Genomic DNA, 26,968 nt, shown 5'->3' with positions numbered 1-26,968 from the left:
TGTTACTCATCTCCTTGTTTTTTATCTTCACGGCATAAATCAGCGAGAGAAATCGAATCAAGTACATTATTTATACTATCACGAACTTTTGCCCAAACGCCTCGCGTTACACAAGCACCAGCTCGCTCGCAATAGGTATTTTCAGCTTCATCAGTGAGCACACAGTCTACAGGGGCTATCGGTCCTTCCATAATTGTTATTATATCACCAACCGTAATTTGGGTTGGATCTTTCGTTAAAGTATAACCTCCTTGCGAGCCGCGAATGCTTTTTACATAACCGGCCTTACGAAGGGCACCCATCAGTTGTTCTAAGTAATGCTCCGAAATACCTTGCCTTTGGGCTACACTTTTCAACGATATTGGACCTTGTCCGTAATGCAATGCTAAATCATACATTGCTGCAACACCATATCGCCCTTTTGTTGAAAGTTTCACTGAAATCTCTCCCACTTTATCCGAGTAAAATGATAGGTTTTCTTGTAATTAAAATATAGCAGAAAATAATTTCAATGTCAAAGATTTATATCACACTCTTTATTTTTAGATATTACGCAATATATTATGCTTGCTGTTATACTTTTAAAAGATCAATATCGCTGTGACCATAATGCTTTAAGCCGATCTTTTATCTTGTCTTCCAAACCATTCTCTGTAGGCCGATAATAAACGGCTCCTTTTATTTTAGTTGGAAGATAATCCTGATTAATAAAACTTCCTTCGAAATCATGCGGGTATGAATAATTTATACCATTTCCAAGACTCGCTGAACCTTGATAGTGTGCATCACGCAAATGAGGCGGGATTACGCCGCAATCCTTATGCTTTATATCTGACAAAGCGGTATTTATCCCTATGTATGCGGCGTTACTTTTAGGAGCCGCTGAAATATAGGTTACGGCTTGGGCTAAAGGTATTCTAGCTTCAGGCATACCGAGAAATTGCACTGCACTTGCTGCTGACATCGCAAGAATCAAAGCTTGTGGATCTGCGTTTCCTACATCCTCTGCCGCACATATAACTATACGTCTCGCAATAAAATTTATATCTTCACCGGCAGCAAGCATACGAGCTAAATAATGCAGTGCTGCATCAGGATCTGATCCACGCATACTTTTTATAAACGCCGAAATAACGTCATAATGATTATCGCCTTGTTTATCATAGCGCTGCATTCGCTCGCCGACAATTAGATTAATAACTTCAAGCGTAATTTTCGGAATGGCTGTACCACTGACCATCGCCGCGCATTGCTCAAAAATATTCAGCGCAATTCTTGCATCGCCATTTGCAGCTATATATATACTTTCAAAAATTTCATCGTCATATGACAGAGTCGTCAAACCTAGGCCATTTTCACAATCCACCAAAGCCCTTTTAAGAATTTTTGTTATTGCTCCTAAACTAAGGGAATTTAAACGAATTACTCTCATTCTTGAAAGCAGCGGTGAATTTACAGAGAAATAGGGGTTCTCAGTGGTTGCTCCTATTAAAGTAACTCTGCCATCTTCCACATAAGGCAATAAGACATCCTGTTGGCTTTTATTAAACCTATGTATTTCATCTATAAAGAGAATAGTTCTGCGCTGCTCTATCCTGATACGTTCCTTTGCAGCATCAACTACCTTACGGACGTCTGCAATACCGGCAGCTACAGCATTAAGCTTCTCAAAATGACTGTTAGTAGTATTAGCAATTATTTCAGCTAAAGTTGTTTTTCCCGTCCCTGGTGGACCAAATAGAATCATGGAAGGGACTCTATCTGCATCGATCATTCGGCGTAAAAACATCCCCGAACCGGTAATATCCTCTTGTCCAACGTAGTCCTCCAGAGTTTTCGGACGCATCCTCTTCGCCAATGGAGCGCTTTTGTCAACAACTGACTGGCTGGCATATGAAAATAGATCCACCTTATCACCCTCTTGTTATGCGAAAAAATACCAAACATCATATTTCGAGATTAACTATTAAAATCCTGGTAGTAAAAATATTTTCTTATTTAGTTTATCAAATAAATTCCTTATCCCAATAAAAAAACACCAACTTTAAAAGTTAGTGTTTTTTCATTGTATTATGTTTTCCCCATCATGCCGTAACACTAGTGTTTTGAACCTGCCTCAGCAGGTGGGTGCCCTCCTGTTTACTCGTGGGTTTCCCTTATGGGCATACTCGCCATAAACAGAGTCCAGGCTCCCTTTATTAAGTGTTGGCTCAAAACACTAATATCACACGCACACAGCAGGGTTGAAACCAAGTATTTTTACATGTTTTATATTATCAGATAAATCAGTCAAATGCAAGTGAAGACTCGTTGGAATATTGTTCCACTTACTTTTCTACGATTTCTTGACTGCTGCAGTTGGTCTTATATGCAATTCTTTTAGCTGCTCAACCGCCACTTCAGATGGGGCCTGAGTCATAATATCTGTAGCACTTTGAGTTTTAGGGAAAGCTATTACATCTCGAATTGAATTGCGTTTAGCCATAAGCATAATTAAGCGATCTAGACCGAAGGCAATTCCGCCATGCGGAGGTGTTCCATACTCAAATGCGTCTAGCAAGAAACCAAATTTAGCTTTAGCCTCTTCATTAGACATGCCTATTGCTTGGAATACTCTTTCCTGCAGTTCGCGATTGTATATTCTAATACTGCCCCCGCCAATCTCAGTACCGTTAAGTACCATATCATAAGCTTTAGCCTTGATTCGTCCAGGGTCACTTTCTAAATACTGAACATCTTCATCTCTCGGCGATGTGAACGGATGATGCATAGCTGTCCAACGTTTGTTGTCTTCATCATATTCGAACATTGGGAAATCTACGACCCATAAGAATGATAACTTGTCAGGATCTATTAAGTTTAAACGTTTTGCCATTTCTAGACGAAGTTGCCCCAACGCTTGGGCCACAACAGACGGTTTATCAGCTATGATTAGTATCAAATCGCCTGTCTCAGCTTTAGTCGTATCAGTAATTTGCTTGACAATTTCTTCCGAGAAGAACTTAGTGATTGGAGATTTTATTCCTTCAGCTGTATAGCATATCCAAGCTAATCCTTTTGCACCATAGATAGAAACGTAATCAACCAAGCTGTCCAATTCGCGGCGTGCAATGTTGGCATAACCTTTAACATTTATAGCTTTTACCTGACCGCCTGCTTGAAGAACAGATTCAAATACTTTAAAATCAGAACCTTTAACGGCATCAGATATATTTACAAGCTGCATATCAAAGCGAAGATCTGGCTTATCAGAGCCGTACTTGTCCATTGCTTCGGCATAACTCAAGCGCATGAACGGGCTCGTGATATTAGCACCAATGGATTTCTTGAACATTTCAACAGTCATATCTTCCATCATGCTGAGAATCTCTTCACGGTCAATAAATGACATTTCAATATCAAGCTGAGTGAACTCTGGCTGCCGGTCTGCGCGTAAATCTTCATCGCGGAAGCATCGAACGATTTGGAAATAACGCTCTAATCCAGATACCATTAATATTTGTTTGAAAATTTGCGGGGATTGCGGCAAAGCGAAAAACTTGCCAGGATTTACACGGCTAGGTACAAGATAATCTCTAGCACCTTCAGGTGTGCTTTTTGTAAGCATCGGAGTCTCAACTTCAATAAAACCATTTCGGTCGAAGAAATCGCGCATTATTTTAGTAACACGATGCCTTAGCATTAGATTATTTTGCATTTCTGGCCTGCGTAAGTCTAGATATCTGTATTTTAATCGTAATGTTTCGTCAACATCAATATTATCTTGAATATAAAACGGTGGGGTCTTAGCTTTATTAAGTATTCTAAGCTCGGCACAATATACTTCAATATGTCCTGTCGGCATATTGGTATTAACAGTTTCAGCATGTCTTAATTTAACTGTTCCCCTGATAGCAATAACAAATTCGGTCCGAAGTGATTCTGCTTTAACAAAAGCGTTTTTATCCATTTCAGAAGAAAACACTACTTGTACTAATCCGGAACGATCTCTCAAATCAACGAATATTAAACCACCATGATCGCGACGGCGTGAAACCCAGCCGCATAAAACAACTTCTTTATCTGCATGCTGAGTTGTCAATTCTCCGCATGAATGTGTTCTCTCTAGTCCTAATAATGTATCCATAATTACTCCTCCACCTCGGCATCCAACTTGTTCAATAATTCTTCTACCATTATATGCTGCTGCTCACCGGTCTTCATATCTTTAAGTAATACTTTACCTGTTGCAACCTCATCATCGCCAATAATTACGGCGAATTTCGCCGAATATTTATTGGCAAGTTTCATTTGAGCTTTAAGACTGCGCTCCATAAAGTCCATATCTGCAGTATGTCCAGCTTGTCTAATATTACATAGTAATTTAAAAGCCAGAGCTTGAGCCTGTGTACCAATCGGCATTACAAAAACATTCATATGATGGCCAATACTTGGCAGTAACTGTTGTTTTTCTAACGCTAACAATACCCGCTCCATACCAATAGCAAATCCAATTGCGGGTGTTGGCTGACCACCACATTCTGAAATAAGCCCGTCATATCTTCCGCCGCCGCATACTGCACTTTGCGCACCAAGTGGAGCGTATTGTATTTCAAATGCAGTTTTTGTGTAGTAATCAAGCCCGCGAACTAACCTTGGATTTATTGTAAAATCAATGTTTGCGGCAGTTAGCAATTCTTTTAAATGATTGAAATGAGTATCGCACTCTTCACACAGACAGTCAGACATCTGTGGTGCGCCTTGTGATAATGCCCCGCATTTCTCATTTTTGCAATCTAGTATCCTCATAGGATTGCGATCAAAACGCGACTGGCAGTCCTTACAAAAATTAGTAAGCTTATCACGTAAGAAATCCTGAAGCACAACACGATATTTAGGCCGGCATTCAGGACAGCCAACAGAGTTTATCTGCAAAACCAAATCATCTAGACCTAGCTTTTTTAAGAACTGAGTTGCAAGTAATATAATTTCGGCATCAATAGCTGGTCCTTTTGAACCTATAGCTTCTATTCCGAATTGATGGAACTGGCGATAACGTCCTGCCTGTGGACGGTCATAGCGAAACATTGGCCCTATGTAAAAAAGTTTGGCCGGAGGTGTGTCTGCATACAACTTATGTTCTAAATAAGCTCTCACTACGGCCGCAGTGTTTTCTGGGCGTAATGTTATGCTACGCTCACCGCGGTCCTTAAAAGTATACATTTCTTTTTCAACAATATCTGTAGTCTCGCCAATACCCCGCAGAAACAGTTCAGTATGTTCAAATACAGGGGTTCTTATCTCTCTGTATCCATATAGAGAGCATATATTGCGTGCCTCGTTCTCAACGTACTGCCAATAACCACTGACATCTGGCAGAATATCTTTGGTCCCACGAGGACCTGTGCTTAACATAAAGAAAAACTCCTCCTTATTAAACAAACGCCCTTTCTAACAACTTAAATCTTGTATTTATACAGTCATCAAGTTTGCTAACGTATGTTGTCAAATCTTTTGCATTAAAAAAGCTTTCTAACGACCAATCATTGGTATTTACAATTTTCGTAGTTGCTGCTGGTCCAATACCCAATATAGTCTGGCGCTCTTCCATAATTTGAATGTTATATAAACACTCCGCGCCTGGTCTCGAATACCCGACGTTTTCCAAATTACCGCTCATATATTTTTGACGATACAAATAATACGGCACCATCTTCATTTTAAAAGCAAAATCAGTTGCTATCGAAAGCATCTCCTGCGTTACTTCCTCATTAGGCAGTTCATGCTCCATAATATTAGTCTTCAATAGCGAGCCTCTTTTGATTGCTAATGTATGTATCGTTAAATTATCAGGCTGCAACTCAGATATTTTTCGCATAGTATCTGCAATCATACTTTGGTTTTCACCAGGCAGTCCGACTATAACATCCATATTAATGATTGGAATTCCAGCCTGCCTAATTTTTTCGAATAAATTTATTATATCGCGTGCAGTATGCATTCGTCCAATAAGTTTTAAAGTTTTTTCCTGCATTGTTTGAGGGTTAACGCTTACTCTTGTTACCCCAAGTCTGCGCATTACAGCAATTTTATCGTCATCTAAACTATCAGGCCTACCTGCTTCAACTGTAAATTCGCAAACTTCCGAAGAAATTAATGCATTTTTAACATAAGTTAGCATTTCCTCAAACTGACTACTATTTAAACTAGTTGGAGTTCCCCCACCTACATAAACTGTTTGAACTTTCAAATTGAGTTTTTTGATTATATATTGGATCGCCTTAATCTCTTTGGCTAATGCCCCTAGGAACCAGGTTGCTTTCTCCGGACCGGGCAAAATATATGAAGGAAAAGAACAATATAAACACTTTGTGGGGCAAAATGGGATACCTACATAAACGCTGACTGTATTTTTAGCCTGGTCAGAGGGCAGCAGGAAAGGGCGCTGCCTTAAAGCAATATCGGTAATAAGCTCGGCTTTGCTACGTTCTATGCCATAATCCGTCTTCAAGGAGTTAACTGTTTCTTCACAATCAAGTCCGGCATCCATCATGCGGTGAACTACTTTTGTTGGCCGTATACCCCGCAAAATACCCCAAGAGCTAGGATTATAGTTCGTTAGGCTTTTCATAGCATTAAGAATATTTAGCTTGACTAGCCTACTAATTACTGCCGAATTATCAGAACTAAGTTTTGCAGAGTTCTCTCTGCTAAAACTGCTAACACCGTTTTCGACATTTTTAAAGAAAAGAGTTGTTACTACTTTAACTTCCGTGGTTATCTTTATGATATTTTCGACTAAAACACTATCTTCGGGAAGATTTTGAACAGAATCAATAGACTTCTCGGCAGGTTTTATATTAAATAATTCCATTATTTTATTAACAGAATTATTTATTATTTTATCTTCTTCACTTAAATAAAACCTTTTAATCTGCACATTTATTCTGACATTCATCACAATATCCGTAGAACTTTACTTGGTGATCGACAATTTTAAAATTACTTTTTCGCGCAATAACATTTTCAAGAGTTTCTAAAAGATCATCTTCGAACTCTTTGACCTTTCCACAGCTTAAACAAATGAGATGATGATGGTGATGTTCGGAGTTTTCCTCATTTATTTCGTAACGACTGCGTCCATCACCAAAGTCCATCTTTTGCAGTACATCCATATCACTTAAAAGCTCAAGTGTACGATAAACGGTAGCCAAACCAATTTCAGAAGATTGCTGACGAAGAATATTGTGAACATCTTCTGCACTCAAGTGTTTTTCAGGATGGTCAACGAAAGCCTGCAGTACTATTTGTCGCTGCGGCGTAAGCTTATATTGTCTCTCTTGAAATCTTTGTTTTAAATCGCTCATATTTATTGGCATAATATATCACCTATCTTCCTCAGTAATCCATAAATGCTTTAAAACCACTTTTAATAACGCCGCCGTCGGCACCGCCATAATCATGCCTATAATCCCAAATAATTGCCCGCCAATTAGAAGACTTATAATAATGGCTATTGGATGGAGATCAATAACACTACCCATAATTTTAGGAACAAAGATCTGGTTCTCAATCTGATTTATTACTATATAGTAAACTATTACCTTTAATGCCAGAGCCGGCTCAACTGTGTAGGCAAGCAAAACGGCTGGTACAGCCCCTATAATCGAGCCCACTATCGGGATAGATTCAGTCAATGCTGCTAATAACCCTAAAACTAATGGATACTCGACGCCAAAACTATACATTCCACAGAATACTAGTACACCAATCACAACACACACTAAGAATTGACCGCGAATATATCCGCTTATAACGCTTCCCATTTCTTCAATAACGGAATTAATCTTTTTCCGGCTTCTTTGTGAAAAAAGGTTAACAGTACTCTCTTTTATATATTTCCAGTCTTTTAAAAAATAGTAAGTTAATACTGGCACAATAACCATCTCAACTATACCAGTAGCAAAGTTTAGGATAGAGTTAATGATTTTCCTGACTAAATCTATCGAAAAAGTAGTAACACTAGACGTCAGCTGCTCAAACACATTAGGCAGCTGCTTCGCTATTGCTATTGTTTCGACTCTTTCTTGAATAACAATAGTTAACCTTTGCAAACGCTTTAATATACCAGGGAAGTTTTTTACTAAGTTATCAAACTCATGAATAAACGGAACTACGATGAAGGTTACGGTAATTGCAATGACTAACGAAGTAACAGTAAACGCTATTAGTATAGCAATACCTCGTCCTAGTTTTCTATTTAACAGCTTAACTTGCCACTGACTCAAAGTATCAACCATTGGGTTTAATATAAAGGCTAAAATTATTGATACAATAATTGGTAAGTAAATGGGGGTTGCTTTACTTAATATATATATTCCGCTCAAAACAATAATAATTTTCAGCCAAACCTCAATGGATCTAATCATATTATCCCCCCGCTGTTAGCGTTAAATAAACGGATTATTAGAACGCTCCCATCCTATCGACGTTTCCGGTCCATGACCAGGCAAAACTTTTGTCTCATCTGGCAGAACTAATAATTTGTTTTTTATACTACTGATTAGTTTACCCATTGATCCACCAGGAAAATCAGTTCTCCCAACCGATTCAGCAAATAAAGTATCACCGCTAAACAGCACACCATCAGTATACAGACAAATTCCACCAAGCGTATGCCCCGGGGTATGAATTACCTTAAGCTCGATTTTTCCAACGTTAATTAAATCACCATCCTTTAAAATACGGTCGGCTGGCTTTAATACTAAACTTGATCCTATGTATGCAGATAAATTACGATTTGAACTTGTCAACATTTCAGCATCATCCTGGTGAATCATCACGTCTGCACCAGTTGCCTCTTTTAATTTGTTATTGGCGGCAATATGGTCAGCGTGTCCATGCGTATTAACTATACAAATTACTTTTAGCTGCTCACCATTTAAATAGGCAATTATCTCTTCAGCATTCCCCCCTGGATCAATAATCGCAGTATTTTTGGTTTCCAAACATGTAACTATATAGCAATTCGTTCCAAGATGTCCAACTTCAAATTTAGTAATCTTCATACATATCCTCCATTATAATCGTCTAGGCTACCCAGTTATTTCATGATGTTCCCATGTTCGGTATAGAGCGATAAACGCTGTAAACATCCCTAACCCGACGTAATTTTGTCATGATGTTTTCGAGTTGAGGTAAATTTCCAATATCCAAAATCATTGTGATTGTAGCAGTTTTGTTTTTATGGGTTCTGGCGTTTATAGAACTAATATTAGTTTTGGTTTCAGATGGTATCATCATTAGCTCTGATAAAATTCCTGGTCGATCAACACAAGAAATCTCTATTGTTACTTTATATACATTACCAGTATTAATATCCCAATTAACTTCAATCATTCTTTCATATTCTTCCGGCTGATTAAGAATATTAGGACAATCAGCGCGATGTACCGAAACACCTCTCCCTCTAGTAATGTAACCAACAATTACATCACCAGGTATAGGGTTGCAGCAGCGTGCTAATCTAACCATTAGTCCTGATTCACCTTCAACCAGTATGCCATAGCTAGATTTACGCTTAGTATTTTTCGGTTTAAGACCAGCTAGAATCTGAGATATATTGGGCGGAGTAGTACTGCGAACTTCTTTTTTATGAAGCTCAATCAGCTTTGTCATAACTCCGTGTATAGTGACACCACCAAAGCCTAAGGCAGCCAGTAAGTCATCTTCATTTAAAATATTTAACTTTTTTGCAACCTCTATTAATCTATCACCTTTGGTGAGTTCTTTCCAATCATAACCGAGTTTTTTGCTTTCCTTCTCGATTAATTCCCTGCCTTTAGCAACGTTTTCTTCTCGCTTTTCTTTTTTAAACCATTGCCTAATCTTATTTCTTGTCTCCGAAGATCCTACAATATTAAGCCAATCACGACTCGGACCGTTATTGTTTTTACTTGTGATGATTTCTACTATATCTCCATTAACTAGCTTATATTCCAGCGGTACTATTTTACCATTAATTTTTGCGCCAACACACCGGTGTCCAACATCAGTGTGAATTCGATAAGCAAAATCTAACGGTATAGAACCTGCAGGCAAATCAATAACATCACCTTTGGGAGTAAAAACGAATACTTCATCAGCAAAAACATCTAGCTTTAAAGCTTCCATAAACTCACGCGGGTCCCTTAATTCCTGCTGCCATTCGAGTAATTGCCTAAGCCACGAAAGTTTCTGATCGAATTCTTTATCTGCGCCTTTACCGCCTTCTTTATAACGCCAATGGGCAGCGATACCATATTCGGACACATGATGCATGGTCCATGTTCTTATCTGGATCTCAAGCGGCTGTCCCTGAGTACCTATTACTGTTGTATGTAACGATTGGTACATATTTGACTTTGGCATAGCAATATAGTCTTTAAATCTTCCTGGTATAGGTTTCCACAATGTATGGACTATTCCCAAAGCTCCATAGCAGTCTTTAACTGTATCAACAAGAATTCTTATTGCCGACAGGTCATATATCTCGCTTAAATCCTTATTACCTTTTTGCATTTTTTTATAAATACTATAAAAATGCTTTGGCCTTCCCTGAATGTCTGCTTGAATACCAACTGCTGATAAGCGTTCGGTTAGAATTTTTGTCGACTCGTTAATTAATTGTTCTCTTTCCTTACGCTTTTGTTTTACTTTTTCAACTAATTGATAGTATTCTTCTGGTTCTAGATACCGTAATGCTAAATCCTCTAATTCCCACTTAATATTAGAAATACCTAATCGATGTGCTAAAGGCGCGAATATTTCAAGCGTCTCTTGAGCAATTTTGCGCTGTTTAATCTCTGGCATATGCTTAAGAGTTCTCATATTATGAAGCCGGTCGGCCAATTTTATTAACACAACTCTAATATCTTTAGCCATAGCTAAAAACATTTTGCGATAGTTTTCTAATTGTTGTTCTTCTTTAGACTTATATTCGATTCTGCTTAGCTTAGTTACTCCGTCAACTAGTAAAGCAATCTCTTTACTAAAGTGTTTTTCTATTTCTACAAGTGAATACTTTGTGTCTTCAGCCACATCGTGCAACAGTGACGCGCTAATAGTAACAGCGTCAATTTGTAGATCCGCTAAAATCTGAGCAACGCCTAACGGATGAATTATATATTCTTCTCCTGATACTCGCAATTGTCCGTGGTGTGCATTAAATGCGAATTCATAAGCTTTTATAATTAAGTCAACTGGCGCGTCTGGCTGGTATGACTGAACCTGTGATATTATCTTTTTTATAATTGATGCCGTCGTCTCGCTACCCATCTGCGCTACTCAACCCCATTAAATTGCATTTATACCGTGATACCAGCTTAGGTGAAGTTTAACTACTTCTAAGCTTAACCAAGTTTATTGATGTCTACCGCTATTCAAAGCAAAATCAGTCTAAAAGTTATCCTATTAAGGGACAAACTAATATTTGATAAGTGAGAATATATTATATTTATCAAGAGATCTTCTGCCTTCTAGATATGAAAGTTCAATCATAAATGCTAAACCTACTACAATACCGCCTAATTGTTCGACCATATGCACAGCAGCTTTAGTTGTTCCCCCTGTAGCTAAAAGATCATCTGCTATTAATACTCTCTGCCCAGGTAATATCGCATCTTTATGTATCTCTAGAATATCTTTTCCATATTCTAAAGAGTATTGATAGTTTATTGTATCACCAGGAAGTTTTCCAGGTTTTCTAATTGGGATAAAGCCAGCCTTAAGGGCATAAGCAACAGGAGCTCCCACAACAAATCCCCTTGCTTCTGGCCCAACTACTAAATCGACCTTGACATCCTTAAAAGGCATTGCTATTTCTTCAATAGCATGTTGAAAGGCTATTCCGTCTTTTAGTAAAGTTGTAATGTCTTTAAAACGAATACCTTTTTCAGGAAAATCAGGTATTACCCGAATTTTTTCTTTAAAATCCAAGTCATTCGACCTCCTCTAAAAACTCTCTAGGATATAAGGGCTTATTGATACAGGATAAAATTTCATCAGGCGCCAACTTCATTATCCTGTTTGCAAATAAAGAAAACTCTGTTTTTTCAAGTATTCCTTCATAATATGTAGTTGATTGTTCAATATCAAGCTTTTGACTAGGAACAGGGCACAAAAAGATCTCCCGTCTGCTACCGGACGTTTCCCGCCACACTAGATTTAATTCTTCTAGTATTTTCAGTGCAGCACCAATTCCGCGTTCACTAATAGAATCTTTATATTTTCGCGAAACTATTTCAGAAATTTGAGAATTAGAAATATCTATTTTCTGCTTTTCTTTATGCAACTCTTTAAGTATTAAATATATTCTGCCAATTGTTTCTCTTTCGGGCACAGTATCTTTCAGAATTAAATCATTCAATTTTATATCGTCATTACCAAACAGTAAGTGAATGGTACTTGTTTCACCGTCACGCCCTGCTCGACCGCACTGCTGATTGAAGGTCGTTAAATTGAAAGCCATGTGATACTTAATTAAATGACGTATATCTGACAAATCAATTCCTTCACCGAATGCACTGGTAGCAACAACAACATTTAAAGTTCCATCTCTAAACCAATTTTCAACTTTTACACGCCATTCATTATTTAATCCTGCATGATAAAAGCCAATTTGTTGCGCTGATTCTGGCAGATATTCTCTTATCTGATTAGCAAGCTCAAAGGCCGTTTTACGGCTATTAACAAAAATTAGCGTCTTCTCCTGTCTCTTTATTATATTAATAATATATCTAAGCTTATCGGTCGTGTTTCTTGCATCAGATAAAACGAGATTATGTCGTATTGTTTTATCTATTATTACCTGTTTTATGTCTAAAACATTTTTGATTGTATTTACGGTTTCATCATCCGCAGTTGCAGTTACTCCAAGAACTAACGGATTCCCTAATTTTGCCATAATTTGGCCAAGTCTTTGATATACCGGCCTTTGTTTCGAGCTATGACTAATGTGATGACATTCATCAACAACAAAAAAGCCAATTCTATTGATTTGCGACTCTATATAGCCGATATTTGCTTGAATGAATTCAGGTGTCGTAAGCAATACATCTACATTTTCGCTATTGAGAGCCTCAAAAAGCATCGCACGTTCCTCAGTTGTAAGTGTTCCATTACCCTTAAAAACTCTTATACCTAATTTACACATAACACGTGTCAAGCTTAAATACTGATCATTAACAAGGGCTCGAAGCGGATAAATTATTATTGTCATTTTTTTCTCTCTAATAGCAATGTCCGCTGCATGAGTCTGAAAAATGGCAGATTTACCGCGCCCTGTTCCCATAATAGCTAGAGTATTTTTACTTGCTGCTAAATGATTTAATACTATTTTTTGACTATCATGGTAGTTCCTATCTCCTAGTAAAGCCTTTCGTATATCATCTATACCAACTGACTTATCGTTTATGCTACAATTATTTTTCTGTACGCAAGGCTTATATATTCGAACATTAACACCCAAAATACTATTTTGAATCCCAGTAATATCAGTTACTATACAATTATAACTCAAGCCAGAATCTAGCTTTCCAGCAAGTTCACGCGATAATTCAGATCTTAAGAAGCCAACTTCCTCACCATCAACTGTTTTTACTATAATTGCATTGGTATCATAGGTGTTTAATGGGTCACGCTTCAAACTTAGCTGCTGGCCTACTGTTAGTTTTGCAATTACCACTTGTCTGTCATTAAAGGTAACGCCGACGATTTTGGTAAAGAAACTTTCTTTATCTAAAATATTGGTGTATTTCGAAGGAGAATGATCTGTAATAAAGAGTTTATCAATTTCAGTTAAGTCATCTGTGTTTTGACGTATATCATGCGCACGAAGTTGAACATTGCAAATACCGTTCCAATTATTAATTTCTGGCTGAAAAGCTATGTCGATATGGCTATTAATTGGGAATTGTTCAGTAAGCTTTCCCATTTCCCAGGCAATACCATCCCCGCAGTAATTTTTGCGTCGCACTCTAAACTTCAAATGTCGTCCATCTTGCCCAATTGAACGGATATCCGCTAATGTAACATCTTTGCAGGCAAAAACCGGACTAGGATTTCCCATTCCAAAAGGTTCAAGACAAGCAATTTGTTCTAAAAAGGACATATTAACTTCTTCAAGCCCTACCATGCAATCTATATTTAATACTGGCAGGAAATCCTCAGCAGTCAGAACTTCCTCAGCAATTTTGCTTAGTCTCTCTCTAAGAGCTTCGATTTTGTCAGAGGTAACACTTAAACCTGCAGCCTGACGATGACCACCATACTGTATTAACAAGTCACTACATTGATTTAAAGCATTGTAAATATCAAAACCAGGGATGCTTCGGCAAGAAGCTTTACCCATACCGTCTTTCAAACTAATTATAACCGTCGGACGATAATATCGATCAACAATTCGAGATGCTACTATTCCAATAACGCCAACATGCCAGTTCTCGCCAGCCAAGACTAGCACTTTTGATGATTCCAAGTCAACTTTACTTAGCTGTTCTTCAACTTTACTGAGAATTTCCTTTTCTACTGCTTGGCGTTGTGAATTTTCATGGTTGAGTGTTTCTGCTAGTTCTTCGGCTCTAACTATATCAGTTGTTAGTAATAATTCTACCCCAATAGCCGCTCGTCCTAATCTCCCAGCAGCATTTAACCGTGGTGCAAGGACATAACCAATTTTCCCAGAATCAAGTTTATCACTTGTTAGGCCACAAGTATTAATAAGCGCCCTAAGACCAATGTTATCGGTATTTGATAATTGTTTTAGACCTTCTTTAACCAATATCCGGTTTTCGCCGACTAATGGTACTATATCTGCAATTGTACCGAAAGCAACAATATCGAGAAATTCTGTCATATCAGTCTTTTTTATTGTTTGCCAAATAGCTTGACACAATTTAAATGCTACTCCTACCCCCGCCAAGTTTTTTTCGGGGTAGGAACAATCTAATCTTTTAGGATTAATTATCGCTAATGCTTCAGGTAAAACTTGTGGCGGCTGATGATGGTCTGTAACTATTATGTCTAACTGATTATTAACCGACTTGATCTCGTCCACAGCACTTATTCCACAGTCCACCGTAATCATAAGCTGTGTCTTGCTGTGAACTAGTTGCTCTAATGCCTCAATATTTAAGCCATATCCTTCACTTTGACGATCAGGTATATAATAGTCCGCATTCGCACCAAGTAAACTTAAAACTTTAACCATTAACGCGGTAGCTGTAATTCCATCAACATCATAGTCTCCATATACGACAATCTTCTCACAATGTGTAATCGCCCTAACGATGCGCTCAACAGCTTTATCCATGTCTTTTAACAAGAATGGATCAGCAATGTTAGCGAGATCACCATATATAAATTGGTAGGCAGCTTGTTCCTCGACTATCCCGCGATTAATTAGAAGCTGAGCTATATCTTGTGAAATATTTATCGATTTACAAAGCTGTTTTTTTAATTCTGGCTTGTTAGGGAAAAACCGCCATAACTTATGTAGTTTGGCCATAAAACCTCCATATCATAATAAAAAAAGACTACATATCAAATTTATCGGATAAAGTTAAATAACTGTAAATTATTACACAATCATGTATTATTCTTGGAAAGTATACAATTATCCTTTTATATTACCAAAATTAAAGAGATATTAGTTCTTAATCTCAAGTGAACTAATATCTCTCTAATTTTGCTGTCTTTTTATACATTGATCCCATACGGCTTTGACCATGATTTCTTTTTCTAGCTCTTCCAAGATATATGCACTGCCACCTGCGCATTCTGCTAGTTGCGTGAGATAGTTATGATGCGGTTTTAATCCAATACATGTGAATCCGTAGCCATAATTTTTTATGTCCTTTGCAGCAAAAAGTGCATCTGCTACTGGATCCCTCGAACTGTCAGCCATTGTAGGTATACCATCGGTTATTAGTATTATTAAGGGGTTATACGTTTTAGTATTATTAAGGTATTCCAAGCATGTCTTTATCCCTAAAGCTAAAGGTGTAGCACCTAAAGGTTTAATTTCCCGTAAACCAAGTTCAACTTCACTGTAGTCTCGTGTTAACGGCACCAAAACTCTTGCACGATTTTCCTGAAATAAAACTACCCCAATTCGATCAGGTGATGTCAATAATAGATGCCTAACTAAAAATTTCGCGGCTCTTATCCTTTGACCAGCCATACTTGCACTAGAATCTATTATTAGACATATTTCAGATTTTGCGGCTTTCTCTTTTAGTAAATACCTGAAATCATTGCACTCTATCCTAAATAATTGGCTATTCTCTAAGATCATTCTCTTTGCAGCAGCGCATACCGTTTCAGCAATATCCAACTCACCTTTGCAATGATTCCTTTCAGCAACCTGCTCAGTCTCGCATCCAGTTCTCCAGTGGAACGTTTGATTCATTATTTTGCTTTTTCCTGTTTGAATTCCTATTGGCTTAATAACACGCAAGGCTTTGCGTAAATGCGCTTCAATCTCAACAGTATTTCGAAGTAGATATTTTTGTAATTCTATGCCATAGTTAGTTAGTTTTATAGTTTTTTTCTCGATATCTACAATCCCCATACCTACAAGGCGTTCAAGGGTATGCTGGCTGTTACCATTCTGTTCTAGATTTTGTAATAGTTGATTTTTACTAGTACCGCTATTAACCTTATCTAGAAATTCCTGAACTTCTTCAATTGTATCAAAATCGTTAGTCAACTCTAACGAATCTTTTAGGATTTTATGCTGCTTTACTGCCTGTGACATTTCAGTATCAGAACTCTTTTGCTGCATGAACGAATCATTTTGATCTGCGTAGGCTGACAAGTCCGGTTTTTCATTTTCTTTTTCTTTTCCCTTTACATTAACGATGCGCTCATTGCATCTTAACTCAAAACCAAGGGCTAAAATTGCATTTTCTACGGCTAGTACTGCATAAAATACAAATGCCAAATGGCGGGAAGGCATCATCACAGTCATATGCACATGGTTTTCGTGAGCTCGCCTTATTGAAAGTTTTTTGCCGTAGTTTAAAGACCCAGTAACGCGTCCTCCCCCAGTACCAGTTTGAATATCAATAAAATCTGCATTTATCCCATCACTGCCAGTTTCCGCAAAAACTATATTATTCAACGAAAACTGAAAATTGTACGAGTCAACCGCTTTTTTTAGAGAGGCTGCAACAATATTGTGATCAACCAGAGCACGTTCATGAAAAATATCTAAATGATAAACGCGGTCCGTATCACTACGTTGATAAAACGCCTGACCAGCGTCCACGTCCTGTAGAATGTTTATTATTTGAGGAGTTAAAGGGTTAAAAGTATGCACCTTCTGGCTAATCACTGTACTTTGCCCAATTCTTGCTCCTTTGCTTTTTGTTAATATACTTTTTAAATTTCGAACTGGCAAGGCCATATTTGCTAAAAATTGCACATCATTTTGATCCCAGTTAAATGCCGCCATTTACTTTTTATCCTCACTAGCCACAAAATTATCCAATGAATGGTTAATTAAAGGAATTGCGCAGTGTGGCGGAGCAACAATTGCCGCATCATTTGAGGTCATAACTTTATGCGCATCTTGCTGTTTGTTAAAATTACTTTGCCCTAACTGTGAGTTTTGCGAGCTATTGTTGTTTCCATTATTTTTTTCTCCGCCTTTGCCGCTAGCGCTATTATTGTTATTATTTGCCTCGTTATTAGCATTCTTGTTGTTTCCGCTAGCACTTTTTCCTTGTGATTTATTCGCATTAGAATTCTGGTTTTTACTTTTTGGGTCTTGTCTTTGCTCTTGCGGCGAACTACGATTTTTTAATTTAAACCTAAGTTTATTATATAGATCGATTAGTAATTGTTTTAAATAGGAAGTCTGTTTGGATTGACTTTCCTCATTACCTTCGCTTAACTCTTTTACTAAACTATTATCAACTGATATCATGCTTGATTTAACTGGCTGAAAATTAAGGCTCTCAAGATACCTTAATATATTAGCTATATTAGCTTTATCTGTACGATGCCCTAAGACTAATGGTACAACCTTTATTAAATCACTCATCTGAGCAAGTTTACGCCCCTCCATCAAGGCAACTAGCCCTGACGCCGTTTCCATACCTTCAATTGCTCTTAAACTTTCGATACCATAATCAACGTAAATACTCGCCAGTGCGCCTTTAATTCTTTCATCCATGCTTACTGTATTGATACTACCAGGTATTTCAATGTGTTTATTTGCTATATGAATCTGCTTACTGCGTCTTTCCAATATAGCCATAATATCACTATAGGCACTTGGTCTTCCCATACTTACACCTAGGTCGAATCTATCAGAAAGCTGTTTTCGAACTTGGACCAACGGTCCAGGATCTTCATCTGGATTTGAAGCAGCCCAAACAGCTACGTTTATCGGCAGCTCAACCTTAGGAATACCTGTTTCTTCGACTTGTATCCGTCCTGGTTTTGTACCCATTACATCAAGTAAAACATCTGCTAACTCTGGTGAAGTGTCGGCCAGTCTATTTATCTCATCTACAAATATAATTCCCCGATGAGCTTGTGGAATAGTACCAGGCAGCAAGGCTGCAGTTGGCTGTACTCTGTCGGTTAATTTACCTAAATCAATACTGCCGACTACCGTGCCGATTTTCGCTGAATGTGATATTTCCATAAAAGGGCAAGGTACTATCTCTGTCCCAATTGCTGCTATTTTATCTGGCAATAGCTCACGATGCTCAGGGCAGTGGGGATTAGCTGGGTGACAATTATAGATGCAGTTCTTTATCCTAACAATCGGCGGCAATATTTCTTTTACTGCACGCATAATAGTTGTTTTTCCAGTCCCTCGCAAACCTTCAGCATGTATATGAAAGGGGTGTCCGCTTGCTAATGCGATAATCGACATTTCTACAGTGCGAAACAGTTCTTGGTTACCGTCATGTCGAACTAGTTGATAGTAAGATTTCAACGAAACCCCTCCTGATTATAAATATTACTTTAGTAATCAAATAAGCCTCTCACAATATTTAATGTGGAGATGGCTTGACTATATTTTGCCCATAAGTAAAAGTTAAATACTCTTTGAAATTAACCTTAACCCCATAGCAATGTCGCACCTACATATCATGTACATGGGCCTTCAACTAAAATATATGCGCTTTACTTCAAATAAAAATATATCTGATAGTTAGAAAGATAATTATATTAGCGCAAGTAAACCTAATAAAAGCAACTAAAGCTAACCTTTTTAGTACTCGAGCTACCGTTGTCCACCTTGGAAGCAAGTTTTTGCCAACTATTAGTTCCCAAAGAATTGTTCCGGCAACCGGTCCCAAGATAGCATCACTAACTATTAACCCCCCAAGATTTCCTGCAGTAGTATCTGTACTGAACGATCTAGTAACACGTTCATGCTGTGTCAGGTATTTCCTGAGACTACGTCCTCCAACTTCTGCTATAAGTACAAGCGAAATTAAGACATATAAGATCCATGTCTGATACGTCATAAAATCAGTTGCAAAGCCGTATAAGATTGACCCAAAAAGAATTATTACCGTGCCTGGAATACGCGGAAATAATGTACTGTAAAGACCGATAACCATTATTAATATAACTGCAAGTTTTAATAACACAATTTTATCCTCTTCTTGCAATATCTTTATTATCATTATGAGTGATTTAGCCCATATTTATGTAAGGCATATGCAGTATAGAGGATAAATAATATAGTTAAAATTCCAGCGTAACCCATAATATCAATAATAGCTGCAAAACTTAATAAGCTTCCTAAATATACTAATACAGCCGAAATAAATAAAGAGCATTTTAGAGATAGGCCAGTCAGAATTTGTACCTGCCTAGCATTTACGGTCATTGCAGGGACCATAGCACTTATAAAAGTACATAACAAAATAAAGTTAAAAAAGTATAATCCAATTGGTCCAGACATTTTGCTCACTAAATTGCTAACTGCGAGTGGCCCGCTTATTCCCGCCAGTACAATCAAATGAACAAGTCCAAGAGTAAACGTTCCTTCGATGATTTTTGCTAAGATAATTAAGTAGATTGTTTTACAACCTCTTTTAGCTAAATATGCAGCAGTTTCAACAATTAGCGCAGAGCGCATGCCACCTGCATTGTACCCCACTAAAGCCGAAACTAGCAGCCAATTTATTTCCCCGCTATTCCACTTGACATCTGGAACACTAAAACCATGATAAAAGAATATCACTAAGATAGCTGGAACGATCAAAAGCGAAATATAGTTCGATAATTTTAGTAACTCGTGTGCTGAGCCGGTTGCTAGCAACGAAAAGAAAATTATACACATAGGAATTGCAAAACTTAGTGGTATATTAAATAAACTATTCGTTATCCATCCTGAATATAGTCCACCTGTCAATACACTTGCTGGTATGCAAATTGCTAATATTACTAATGCCGATATTTTTTTCCCTCTACTTCCGAAAAGCTTTCTAACGACAACGACTAATTCATGTCGGCTTTTTACACCAATCCAAGCAGAGACACCAGCAATGATTGACCCAAAAACTAAATATGACAGAATAGTAATAACATAAATCTCTTGTCCTAGATTCACCGCCATATCAGGCACTACTGCAACATTGTCTCCAGCTATGTGAGCTATTGCTAAATAAAAGCATGGTAGAAAAATCCACACATTCTTCACCTGCCCTCTCTGTGTTAACATGATATTAACAATTACGAGTTTTGGTGATTGAAATAAATAAAAAATGAGACTTAGCAATTAATGCTAAGTCTCATTTTTTATTTATTTTGCCGGTTTTGGCATTCTTTTTCCTTCGGAGTATTCTTTAAATACTACCCATAATTGGCTGGCATTAAATATTGATGAGTATGCTCCAGCTGTAAATCCGATCAAAAGTGCTAATGAAAAGTTTTTCGTAGTTTCACCGCCAAAGAAGTATAGTGATGCGGTAGCAAATATTACGGTAAGAGTTGTATAGATAGATCGGGTCATTGTCTGAATTATACTTTTGTTGACCAGTTCACCAAGGCCCTCGCTCTTACGATAGGTTTTTAGGTTTTCCCTTATCCTATCAAAGATAACGATTGTATCATTTATCGAGAAACCCACTATAGTTAGAAGCGCAGCCACAAAAGATGCATCTACCTCTTTATGTAGCATTGAAAAGACCCCTAGTACTAATAGAATATCATGGACAAGAGCCAGAATACCTGCAATAGCGAATTTAAATTCAAAACGATATGTAATATAGGCAATCATTAAAACCCATGAGGCTATTAATGCCAGCACGGCCTGCTTAGTCAATTCAGAACCAATAACTGCACCTACTTTTTCAACACGCAGAACTTCGAAATCACCTAGTTTCTTCTGCAAATCAGCCATGACAGTACGCCGCTGCTGCTCATCCAAGACATTCGTGCGAACAAACACATTAGGTGCTGCTTCAGCTTGCTCTGTTGAGGCCAGCTGAATAGTACTGTTTTCTAACTGGTGCTCTTTTAATACCGCGCGTACTTCAGTTACAGTAACCGGACGAGAAAATTTTAAATCTAAAAGCGTTCCACCAGTAAAATCAATTCCCAAATTAAAGCCCTGCATAGCTATAGAAATTAGGCCAGGAATTATAAGAAGCGCAGAAAGTAAAAACCACCATTTACGTCTACCTACAAAGTCGAATTTCATAGATTTCCCCCCTGCGCCCCAAACAATTTGCCGCTTTTAAACGCCTTAGCATACATAAGCGTTCTCAGCAACCATTTAGTAACAGTGATTGCAGTAAACATACTTATTATAATACCCAGTCCAAGGGTAATAGCAAAACCTTTAATAGGTCCAGTACCTAAGTAAAATAACACACCGGCAGCAATTAAGGTCGTAATATTTGAATCCAAAATGGTTTTAAAAGCTCTATTAAACCCTGAGTCCATAGCCGCCCGAAGTGTTTTCCCTGATCTAAATTCCTCTTTAAAACGCTCGAAAATCAAAACATTAGCATCAACTGCCATTCCCATTGATAAGATAATGCCAGCAATACCTGGTAAAGTCAAAGTAGCATTCAGCATTTTCAAAGCTGTTAATAGCAGCAGTACGTAGAGCAATAAGCTGATGTTTGCGACAAATCCGGAAAGTCTATAATAAAGCAGCATAAATAGTACAATTCCGCCTATACCAATTGCGAAGGCATTAATACTCTTTTGCTTAGAGTCTTGACCAAGGGATGGTCCGACAGTCCGTGTTTCCATAATATCAACCTTGACAGGCAACGAACCTGAACGCAGAAGTATAGCTAAACGCTGCGCTTCTTCAATAGTTCTGTTACCAGTAATAACAGCTTTTCCGCTAGGAATGGCTTCCTCAACAACTGGCGCTGTCAGTACTTGTTTGTCCAAAAGAATAGCAATATGTTTCCCAATATTTTTTGCAGTTAGATCGGCAAACTTTTTTGCACCTTCTTCAGAAAACTCTATCGACACAAGATTACGATTACCTTGGTCAATCTGAGCTCTGGCATCTTTTAAGTCCGAACCAGTCATGACAGTCTTACCACTTTCATCCTGAAATTCCAAGAGTGCCGTTTTTCCTAATATCTCAATAGCCTTTTCTGGATCCTTTACACCTGGTAATTCAACAATTATTCTTCTATCTCCCTGACGCTGAATAATTGGTTCAGTAAGCCCCAGTTCATTTACACGTCGTTCAATAATTTTAACAACTCTTTGAACAGCGTCCTCATCAACTTTAGCTTCAGGCGTATCCACAGCCTCAAGCACTATATGTGTTCCACCCTGCAAATCAAGACCTTGTTTTATCGATCCCGCTAGGGGTGAAATATAATAGCCAAACACACCGACGATTGCCAATACTATTACCAAAAACTTGGTAAAATTCCCCCATCTCAAGTATTTCTCCCCCAATCTTACTAAATTACTATTAATTACAATTCGATTTTAATTATAGCTGGAATGTTATGACAATGTCAACGAAAGCCAAAATACTAGAGCAACTGATTATTATTTATTATTAAGCAAAATCGACATTCTAAGTACTCAGCTGCTCTGCGGCACATAACCATTCTAGCTAAAAATATTTCAAAATACTCCATTACTGGGCATATTTTTGTATCTATTGTAACAGCAAGAGTAATGGTCTTTAACTCCCGATTCACAGTAAGCGAACTATTTTCTGCTGCATAATTAACCCTATCATGAATTTCAAATTTCGCAAAATCGGTAGTTGTTACCCTTGACCTATATACATCAGATTTGTCGGCGAGTATTAACGCTGAGGCTACATGATTGATAGCATTGCCCCGCTCTTCCTCATGATTGCCAATTGCGGAAATTACTAGGGCGATCTCTTCTGGCACCATGCCTAGCCGTGAAAGGATATGATAAGCCATTACAGCACCAGTGCCGCCATGATTATATCTGTTAACCATATTAGCAATATCGTGCATATAACCCGAAATAGCTGCCAGCTCACATTCACGCTGATCGTACCCAAGTTCCTCTAATACCTTATACGCTCTGGCAGAAACAATACTTGCATGACGTTGTCCGTGTTCCGTAAAACCTAACCGGCTGAGATATTCCGTGCTGCGCGTTAGGTATACTGTTACTTCGTGATCAGCTTTGATGTCTTTTACTGTAATTTGTGCCATATCAATTACTCCTCTCTATATAGCTTAACACAGTCTGAACAACATCATCCTTTGTAAGAGAATCTGTTTGAATGAATAAATCTGCATTCTGTTTAGCATCGACTAGACGTTCCCTTTGGACAGTCAATCGATCCTCTCCCCAAGTTACATCACGCCGTTTTCGTATAGCAGGTAATGATGCGTCAAGCATTACTAGTACATCAGGTTGCTTTTTCTTCCATAGTTTCTTAATACCGGAATGTTCCTGAGCTACGTTATATGCCTCAACACCCAATTCCTGCAATTTTCTTACTAAAGTAGTTTTTCCTGACGCACATACACCAACAACAGCTACCAGCATGTTTACCCCACCTTTAACACGGAAAAGATACATTCATCCGCCTTATTTTATGAGTATAATCGGTATCACATATTCCCATCACGACCACCGTCATATCGTCACCCGGTCGATACTCGTCTATCTCAAGGGCATATTCTAAAATGCTGTCGGCAATAAATGAAACATCTTCGGCATTATTGTCTTCGATAATTTCGAGAACTTTTTCAAAATTAATAGACTTCCCCTTTTTACGTCCAGCCGACTGTATCCCATCTGAATATGACACTAAAATCATTCCCACTTCTAGCGGAAATTGATACATAACCGGCTTCATTCTTTTATGTACACCAATTGAACTGACATCTTCATCGTATATATTTATACAATATTCATCTTTAATAATTACCGGACAGTTAGAATTTCTGCTAATCACTATAGTATTTGTATCTAAGTCTGCACTTATTAAAGTAAGTGTAGAAGATACTTTGCCATCTTTTACAGCGTAAAGATAGTCATGAACTGCTCGGGCAACAGCACCGTCTCTTGCCCCATCGGCAATCAATGCGGCAGCTTTGTTAACTACTAAACTACTGGTATTTTTAGCTGCTTTTCCGCTGCCCTGTCCATCAGCTAAAATTACAGTAATCCCTCCTTGCGGCCTTTCAGCTACCTCTGCACTATCACCGCAAAAGGAAACAGCATATTTATTTGTTTTTGCAATTCCAATCTTTATCTCCACTTTTATACTCCTATTTTGAAACTTAGAATAGCCAAGTCATATATAGTAAAACTTGAACAATTACAGGCGATAAGTATCCTAAGTCTTATAAAAGTCCAATATATCTCAGGATAAAACAAGCAAAATGCTGCCGAAGCTACATTTTGCTTGTTCTACAATTTATTATGCCATCTTTTGTTGCTAGATAGTCAACTAAAAAATCATGTTTTTCGCAAGGAATATCTGCAACAATCTGACATGACAAAGCAAGTCCAATAAGTACTGCGTTGTTTGCTCGAGGCAAAAAACGATCATAAAAGCCAGCACCCATACCAAGCCTTTTTCCTTGAAAATCAAAAGCAACACCTGGAGTAATAATCAAGTCAATATCACTTGGATTAAGAAATGAAGTTTTAGATATATCTGGGGTTAATATACCATATTGCCCAACCACGAGTTCCGATAAGTCATTAATCAATGCGGCGCTCATAATCCCATGCTTTTCTCCGACATATGGTAAGCAAACTGTTTTATTAGATGCTAGCGCATGTTTAATTATTGAGATAGTCTGCGGTTCATCAGCCATAGGAGCAAAAGCCATAACTATATTAGACTTCAGGTAATTTGACCAGCTAGTTATATGCTCCGAAATGCTGAGACTTTCATCTGCAAGGACATTACTTTCTAAGCTGCGCCGACTGGCTAGTATAATTTTTCGAAGTTTTCTTTTCTCTTCGCTCACAGAACGCATCAGAATATCCTCATTATAACTTACTTTTTAGGGTTATTTTTTGTGTCGCTTTCGTTTGTAGTTACGGCACTGCGTGAAATATTAATTTCAACCTTATCAGCCACTTTAATTGTGACAATTTTATCATTCAGTGCGGTTATTGAACCGTGAATTCCGCCAGCTGTTATAATACGATCACCTTTTTTAAGACTGCTGAGCATGTTAGCACGTCTTTGTTGCTCCTTCTTCTGAGGCCGATATAATAGGAAATAAAAAATAACCCCCATAAATATAATTGGCCCGTAAGAGGCTAACATTTGTACAACTTCTGGTGATAAATTCACTTAAAATCCCCCTTATAAATAATTATATACAACATATTCCACGAATTATTCTATAATCCTCTTAGCGTAGGCTATATTGAGCTAAGAATTCCTGCCGGAAAGAAACGAATCTATCTTCCAGTATGGCCTTACGCATATTTCTCATAAAATCGAGTAGGAAGTGTAAGTTATGCATAGTAGTAAGTCGTATCCCAAAAATTTCTTCTGTTTTTAGCAAATGGCGAATATATGCCCGCGAAAAATTCCTACAAGCATAACAGCTGCAATCAGGGTCAATTGGTCTGAAGTCACGTGCGTATTCGGCATTTTTGATAACCAGTCGACCGCGACTGGTCATTACTGTACCATTTCGCGCTACTCGAGTTGGGAATACACAATCAAACATATCTATTCCATACATTACACCCTCTACCAAGCAGTCCGGTGTTCCTACACCCATTAGATAGCGTGGTTTGTTAACAGGCAGTTGCGGAACAGTGTGCTCAAGCATTTCATACATTAGCGGTTTGGGTTCCCCTACACTTAGTCCACCAACAGCATATCCAGGGAAATCTAGAGATACTAGATCTCTTACACTCATTGTTCTTAGATCCTTGTACATACCGCCTTGAACTATACCGAAAAGCGCTTGATCTTTTCTCGTATGAGCTTTTTTACATCTTTCGGCCCATCTAGTCGTACGTTCTGTTGAAAGTCTGGCATACTCATGTTCTGCAGGATGAGGAACACATTCATCAAATGCCATTATAATATCAGCGCCAAGTGCCATTTGTACTTCCGTTGCCTTCTCAGGCGATAGGAAATGCTTTGAACCGTCAATATGCGAGCGGAAAGTTACCCCTTCTTCAGTTATCTTACGCAACGGTCCTAAACTAAATACTTGAAACCCGCCGCTATCGGTAAGAATCCCCCGATCCCACTTCATAAAATTATGGAGTCCACCTGCTTCAGCAACAAGGTCATGTCCAGGCCGTAAGTACAAATGGTATGTATTGCTAAGAATTATCCCAGCTCCCATCGCCTTTAATTCATCAGGAGACATAGCCTTTACAGTAGCTTGTGTGCCTACTGGCATAAAAATAGGAGTATCAAAAACACCGTGTGGTGTATATAAACGTCCAGCACGAGCGCCAGTTTTAGAGCATTGTTTTATTAATTCATAAGTTATAGCCAACTTAATTCCAC

The 26,968-nt window shown here is 38.0% G+C and carries 23 protein-coding genes and 1 other RNA gene; all 24 read right to left on the bottom strand.

The window, feature by feature from the left end; all coding sequences use genetic code 11:
• Positions 1 to 2 precede the first annotated feature (2 nt).
• On the bottom strand, positions 3 to 437 hold the full coding sequence (locus V6C17_RS08350) for an RrF2 family transcriptional regulator (RefSeq protein WP_333522116.1): 435 nt from the start codon (positions 435 to 437) through the stop codon (positions 3 to 5).
• Between the two features lie 152 nt (positions 438 to 589).
• A complete protein-coding gene (locus tag V6C17_RS08345) occupies positions 590 to 1,909 on the bottom strand; it encodes a replication-associated recombination protein A (protein ID WP_333522115.1) in 1,320 nt (439 codons plus the stop codon).
• Between the two features lie 165 nt (positions 1,910 to 2,074).
• Positions 2,075 to 2,247, bottom strand: a non-coding RNA gene (ssrS, locus tag V6C17_RS08340) — 6S RNA.
• A gap of 88 nt (positions 2,248 to 2,335) precedes the next feature.
• Positions 2,336 to 4,126: an aspartate--tRNA ligase gene (gene aspS / locus V6C17_RS08335; protein WP_333522114.1), complete on the bottom strand. Its 1,791-nt coding sequence runs from the start codon at positions 4,124 to 4,126 to the stop codon at positions 2,336 to 2,338.
• A 2-nt stretch (positions 4,127 to 4,128) separates the two neighbouring features.
• Positions 4,129 to 5,394: a histidine--tRNA ligase gene (gene hisS, locus V6C17_RS08330; protein ID WP_333522113.1), complete on the bottom strand. Its 1,266-nt coding sequence runs from the start codon at positions 5,392 to 5,394 to the stop codon at positions 4,129 to 4,131.
• Positions 5,395 to 5,413: 19 nt separating this feature from the next.
• A complete protein-coding gene (gene hemZ / locus V6C17_RS08325) occupies positions 5,414 to 6,937 on the bottom strand; it encodes a coproporphyrinogen dehydrogenase HemZ (RefSeq protein WP_333522112.1) in 1,524 nt (507 codons plus the stop codon).
• Entirely contained in the window at positions 6,909 to 7,358 is a 450-nt protein-coding gene (locus tag V6C17_RS08320) for a Fur family transcriptional regulator (RefSeq protein WP_333522111.1), read from the bottom strand. Before V6C17_RS08320 ends, hemZ begins: the two co-directional genes overlap by 29 nt.
• 6 nt (positions 7,359 to 7,364) lie before the next feature.
• Positions 7,365 to 8,408, bottom strand: a complete 1,044-nt coding sequence (locus tag V6C17_RS08315; protein WP_333522110.1) for an AI-2E family transporter — start codon at positions 8,406 to 8,408, stop codon at positions 7,365 to 7,367.
• Positions 8,409 to 8,429: 21 nt separating this feature from the next.
• Positions 8,430 to 9,047, bottom strand: coding sequence for an MBL fold metallo-hydrolase (locus V6C17_RS08310; protein WP_333522109.1), 618 nt, complete (start codon positions 9,045 to 9,047; stop codon positions 8,430 to 8,432).
• A 40-nt stretch (positions 9,048 to 9,087) separates the two neighbouring features.
• On the bottom strand, positions 9,088 to 11,295 hold the full coding sequence (locus V6C17_RS08305) for a RelA/SpoT family protein (protein ID WP_333522108.1): 2,208 nt from the start codon (positions 11,293 to 11,295) through the stop codon (positions 9,088 to 9,090).
• A gap of 147 nt (positions 11,296 to 11,442) precedes the next feature.
• A complete protein-coding gene (locus V6C17_RS08300; protein WP_333522107.1) occupies positions 11,443 to 11,955 on the bottom strand; it encodes an adenine phosphoribosyltransferase in 513 nt (170 codons plus the stop codon).
• Between the two features lies 1 nt (position 11,956).
• Positions 11,957 to 15,523, bottom strand: a complete 3,567-nt coding sequence (gene recJ, locus V6C17_RS08295; RefSeq protein ID WP_333522106.1) for a single-stranded-DNA-specific exonuclease RecJ — start codon at positions 15,521 to 15,523, stop codon at positions 11,957 to 11,959.
• Between the two features lie 174 nt (positions 15,524 to 15,697).
• The gene (locus tag V6C17_RS08290) at positions 15,698 to 17,473 is read right to left on the bottom strand and encodes a vWA domain-containing protein (RefSeq protein ID WP_333522105.1); all 1,776 of its coding nucleotides are present in this window, start codon (positions 17,471 to 17,473) and stop codon (positions 15,698 to 15,700) included.
• A complete protein-coding gene (locus V6C17_RS08285; RefSeq protein ID WP_333522104.1) occupies positions 17,474 to 18,970 on the bottom strand; it encodes a magnesium chelatase in 1,497 nt (498 codons plus the stop codon).
• A 196-nt stretch (positions 18,971 to 19,166) separates the two neighbouring features.
• Complete coding sequence (locus tag V6C17_RS08280) at positions 19,167 to 19,634, bottom strand: DUF456 family protein (RefSeq protein ID WP_333522103.1); 468 nt, start codon at positions 19,632 to 19,634, stop codon at positions 19,167 to 19,169.
• 35 nt (positions 19,635 to 19,669) lie between these two features.
• Complete coding sequence (locus tag V6C17_RS08275; RefSeq protein ID WP_333522102.1) at positions 19,670 to 20,692, bottom strand: hypothetical protein; 1,023 nt, start codon at positions 20,690 to 20,692, stop codon at positions 19,670 to 19,672.
• 102 nt (positions 20,693 to 20,794) lie between these two features.
• Positions 20,795 to 21,694, bottom strand: coding sequence for a protein translocase subunit SecF (gene secF / locus V6C17_RS08270; protein ID WP_333522101.1), 900 nt, complete (start codon positions 21,692 to 21,694; stop codon positions 20,795 to 20,797).
• Positions 21,691 to 22,911: a protein translocase subunit SecD gene (secD, locus tag V6C17_RS08265; RefSeq protein ID WP_333522100.1), complete on the bottom strand. Its 1,221-nt coding sequence runs from the start codon at positions 22,909 to 22,911 to the stop codon at positions 21,691 to 21,693. Before secD ends, secF begins: the two co-directional genes overlap by 4 nt.
• 95 nt (positions 22,912 to 23,006) lie before the next feature.
• Positions 23,007 to 23,672 (bottom strand): phosphohydrolase, encoded by a 666-nt coding sequence (locus V6C17_RS08260; RefSeq protein WP_333522099.1) that lies wholly within the window; start codon positions 23,670 to 23,672, stop codon positions 23,007 to 23,009.
• A gap of 1 nt (position 23,673) precedes the next feature.
• Positions 23,674 to 24,012 (bottom strand): hypothetical protein, encoded by a 339-nt coding sequence (locus V6C17_RS08255; RefSeq protein WP_333522098.1) that lies wholly within the window; start codon positions 24,010 to 24,012, stop codon positions 23,674 to 23,676.
• Between the two features lie 13 nt (positions 24,013 to 24,025).
• Positions 24,026 to 24,730 (bottom strand): PP2C family protein-serine/threonine phosphatase, encoded by a 705-nt coding sequence (locus V6C17_RS08250; protein WP_333522097.1) that lies wholly within the window; start codon positions 24,728 to 24,730, stop codon positions 24,026 to 24,028.
• Between the two features lie 136 nt (positions 24,731 to 24,866).
• Positions 24,867 to 25,460, bottom strand: coding sequence for a 5-formyltetrahydrofolate cyclo-ligase (locus V6C17_RS08245; protein ID WP_333522096.1), 594 nt, complete (start codon positions 25,458 to 25,460; stop codon positions 24,867 to 24,869).
• Between the two features lie 20 nt (positions 25,461 to 25,480).
• Entirely contained in the window at positions 25,481 to 25,756 is a 276-nt protein-coding gene (gene yajC, locus V6C17_RS08240) for a preprotein translocase subunit YajC (protein ID WP_333522236.1), read from the bottom strand.
• Between the two features lie 88 nt (positions 25,757 to 25,844).
• On the bottom strand, positions 25,845 to 26,957 hold the full coding sequence (gene tgt, locus V6C17_RS08235) for a tRNA guanosine(34) transglycosylase Tgt (protein WP_333522095.1): 1,113 nt from the start codon (positions 26,955 to 26,957) through the stop codon (positions 25,845 to 25,847).
• Positions 26,958 to 26,968: the final 11 nt, after the last annotated feature.

Origin of the sequence: Dendrosporobacter sp. 1207_IL3150, assembly GCF_036763085.1 — a bacterium.
GTDB lineage: Bacteria > Bacillota > Negativicutes > DSM-1736 > Dendrosporobacteraceae > JBAIYU01.
This window is presented reverse-complemented; position numbering and strand designations above follow the sequence as displayed.

Excerpts from the sequence above, each read along its gene's own strand:
- V6C17_RS08310 (WP_333522109.1), bottom strand. The coding sequence starts at position 9,047 with ATGAAGATTACTAAATTTGAAGTTGGACATCTTGGAACGAATTGCTAT.
- hemZ (WP_333522112.1), bottom strand. The coding sequence starts at position 6,937 with ATGAATGTCAGAATAAATGTGCAGATTAAAAGGTTTTATTTAAGTGAA.
- hisS (WP_333522113.1), bottom strand. The coding sequence starts at position 5,394 with ATGTTAAGCACAGGTCCTCGTGGGACCAAAGATATTCTGCCAGATGTC.
- V6C17_RS08245 (WP_333522096.1), bottom strand. The coding sequence starts at position 25,460 with ATGCGTTCTGTGAGCGAAGAGAAAAGAAAACTTCGAAAAATTATACTA.
- V6C17_RS08320 (WP_333522111.1), bottom strand. The coding sequence starts at position 7,358 with ATGCCAATAAATATGAGCGATTTAAAACAAAGATTTCAAGAGAGACAA.
- aspS (WP_333522114.1), bottom strand. The coding sequence starts at position 4,126 with ATGGATACATTATTAGGACTAGAGAGAACACATTCATGCGGAGAATTG.
- V6C17_RS08305 (WP_333522108.1), bottom strand. The coding sequence starts at position 11,295 with ATGGGTAGCGAGACGACGGCATCAATTATAAAAAAGATAATATCACAG.
- V6C17_RS08255 (WP_333522098.1), bottom strand. The coding sequence starts at position 24,012 with ATGCTGGTAGCTGTTGTTGGTGTATGTGCGTCAGGAAAAACTACTTTA.
- yajC (WP_333522236.1), bottom strand. The coding sequence starts at position 25,756 with ATGTTAGCCTCTTACGGGCCAATTATATTTATGGGGGTTATTTTTTAT.
- secF (WP_333522101.1), bottom strand. The coding sequence starts at position 21,694 with ATGAAATTCGACTTTGTAGGTAGACGTAAATGGTGGTTTTTACTTTCT.
- V6C17_RS08260 (WP_333522099.1), bottom strand. The coding sequence starts at position 23,672 with ATGGCACAAATTACAGTAAAAGACATCAAAGCTGATCACGAAGTAACA.
- recJ (WP_333522106.1), bottom strand. The coding sequence starts at position 15,523 with ATGGCCAAACTACATAAGTTATGGCGGTTTTTCCCTAACAAGCCAGAA.
- V6C17_RS08290 (WP_333522105.1), bottom strand. The coding sequence starts at position 17,473 with ATGGCGGCATTTAACTGGGATCAAAATGATGTGCAATTTTTAGCAAAT.
- V6C17_RS08315 (WP_333522110.1), bottom strand. The coding sequence starts at position 8,408 with ATGATTAGATCCATTGAGGTTTGGCTGAAAATTATTATTGTTTTGAGC.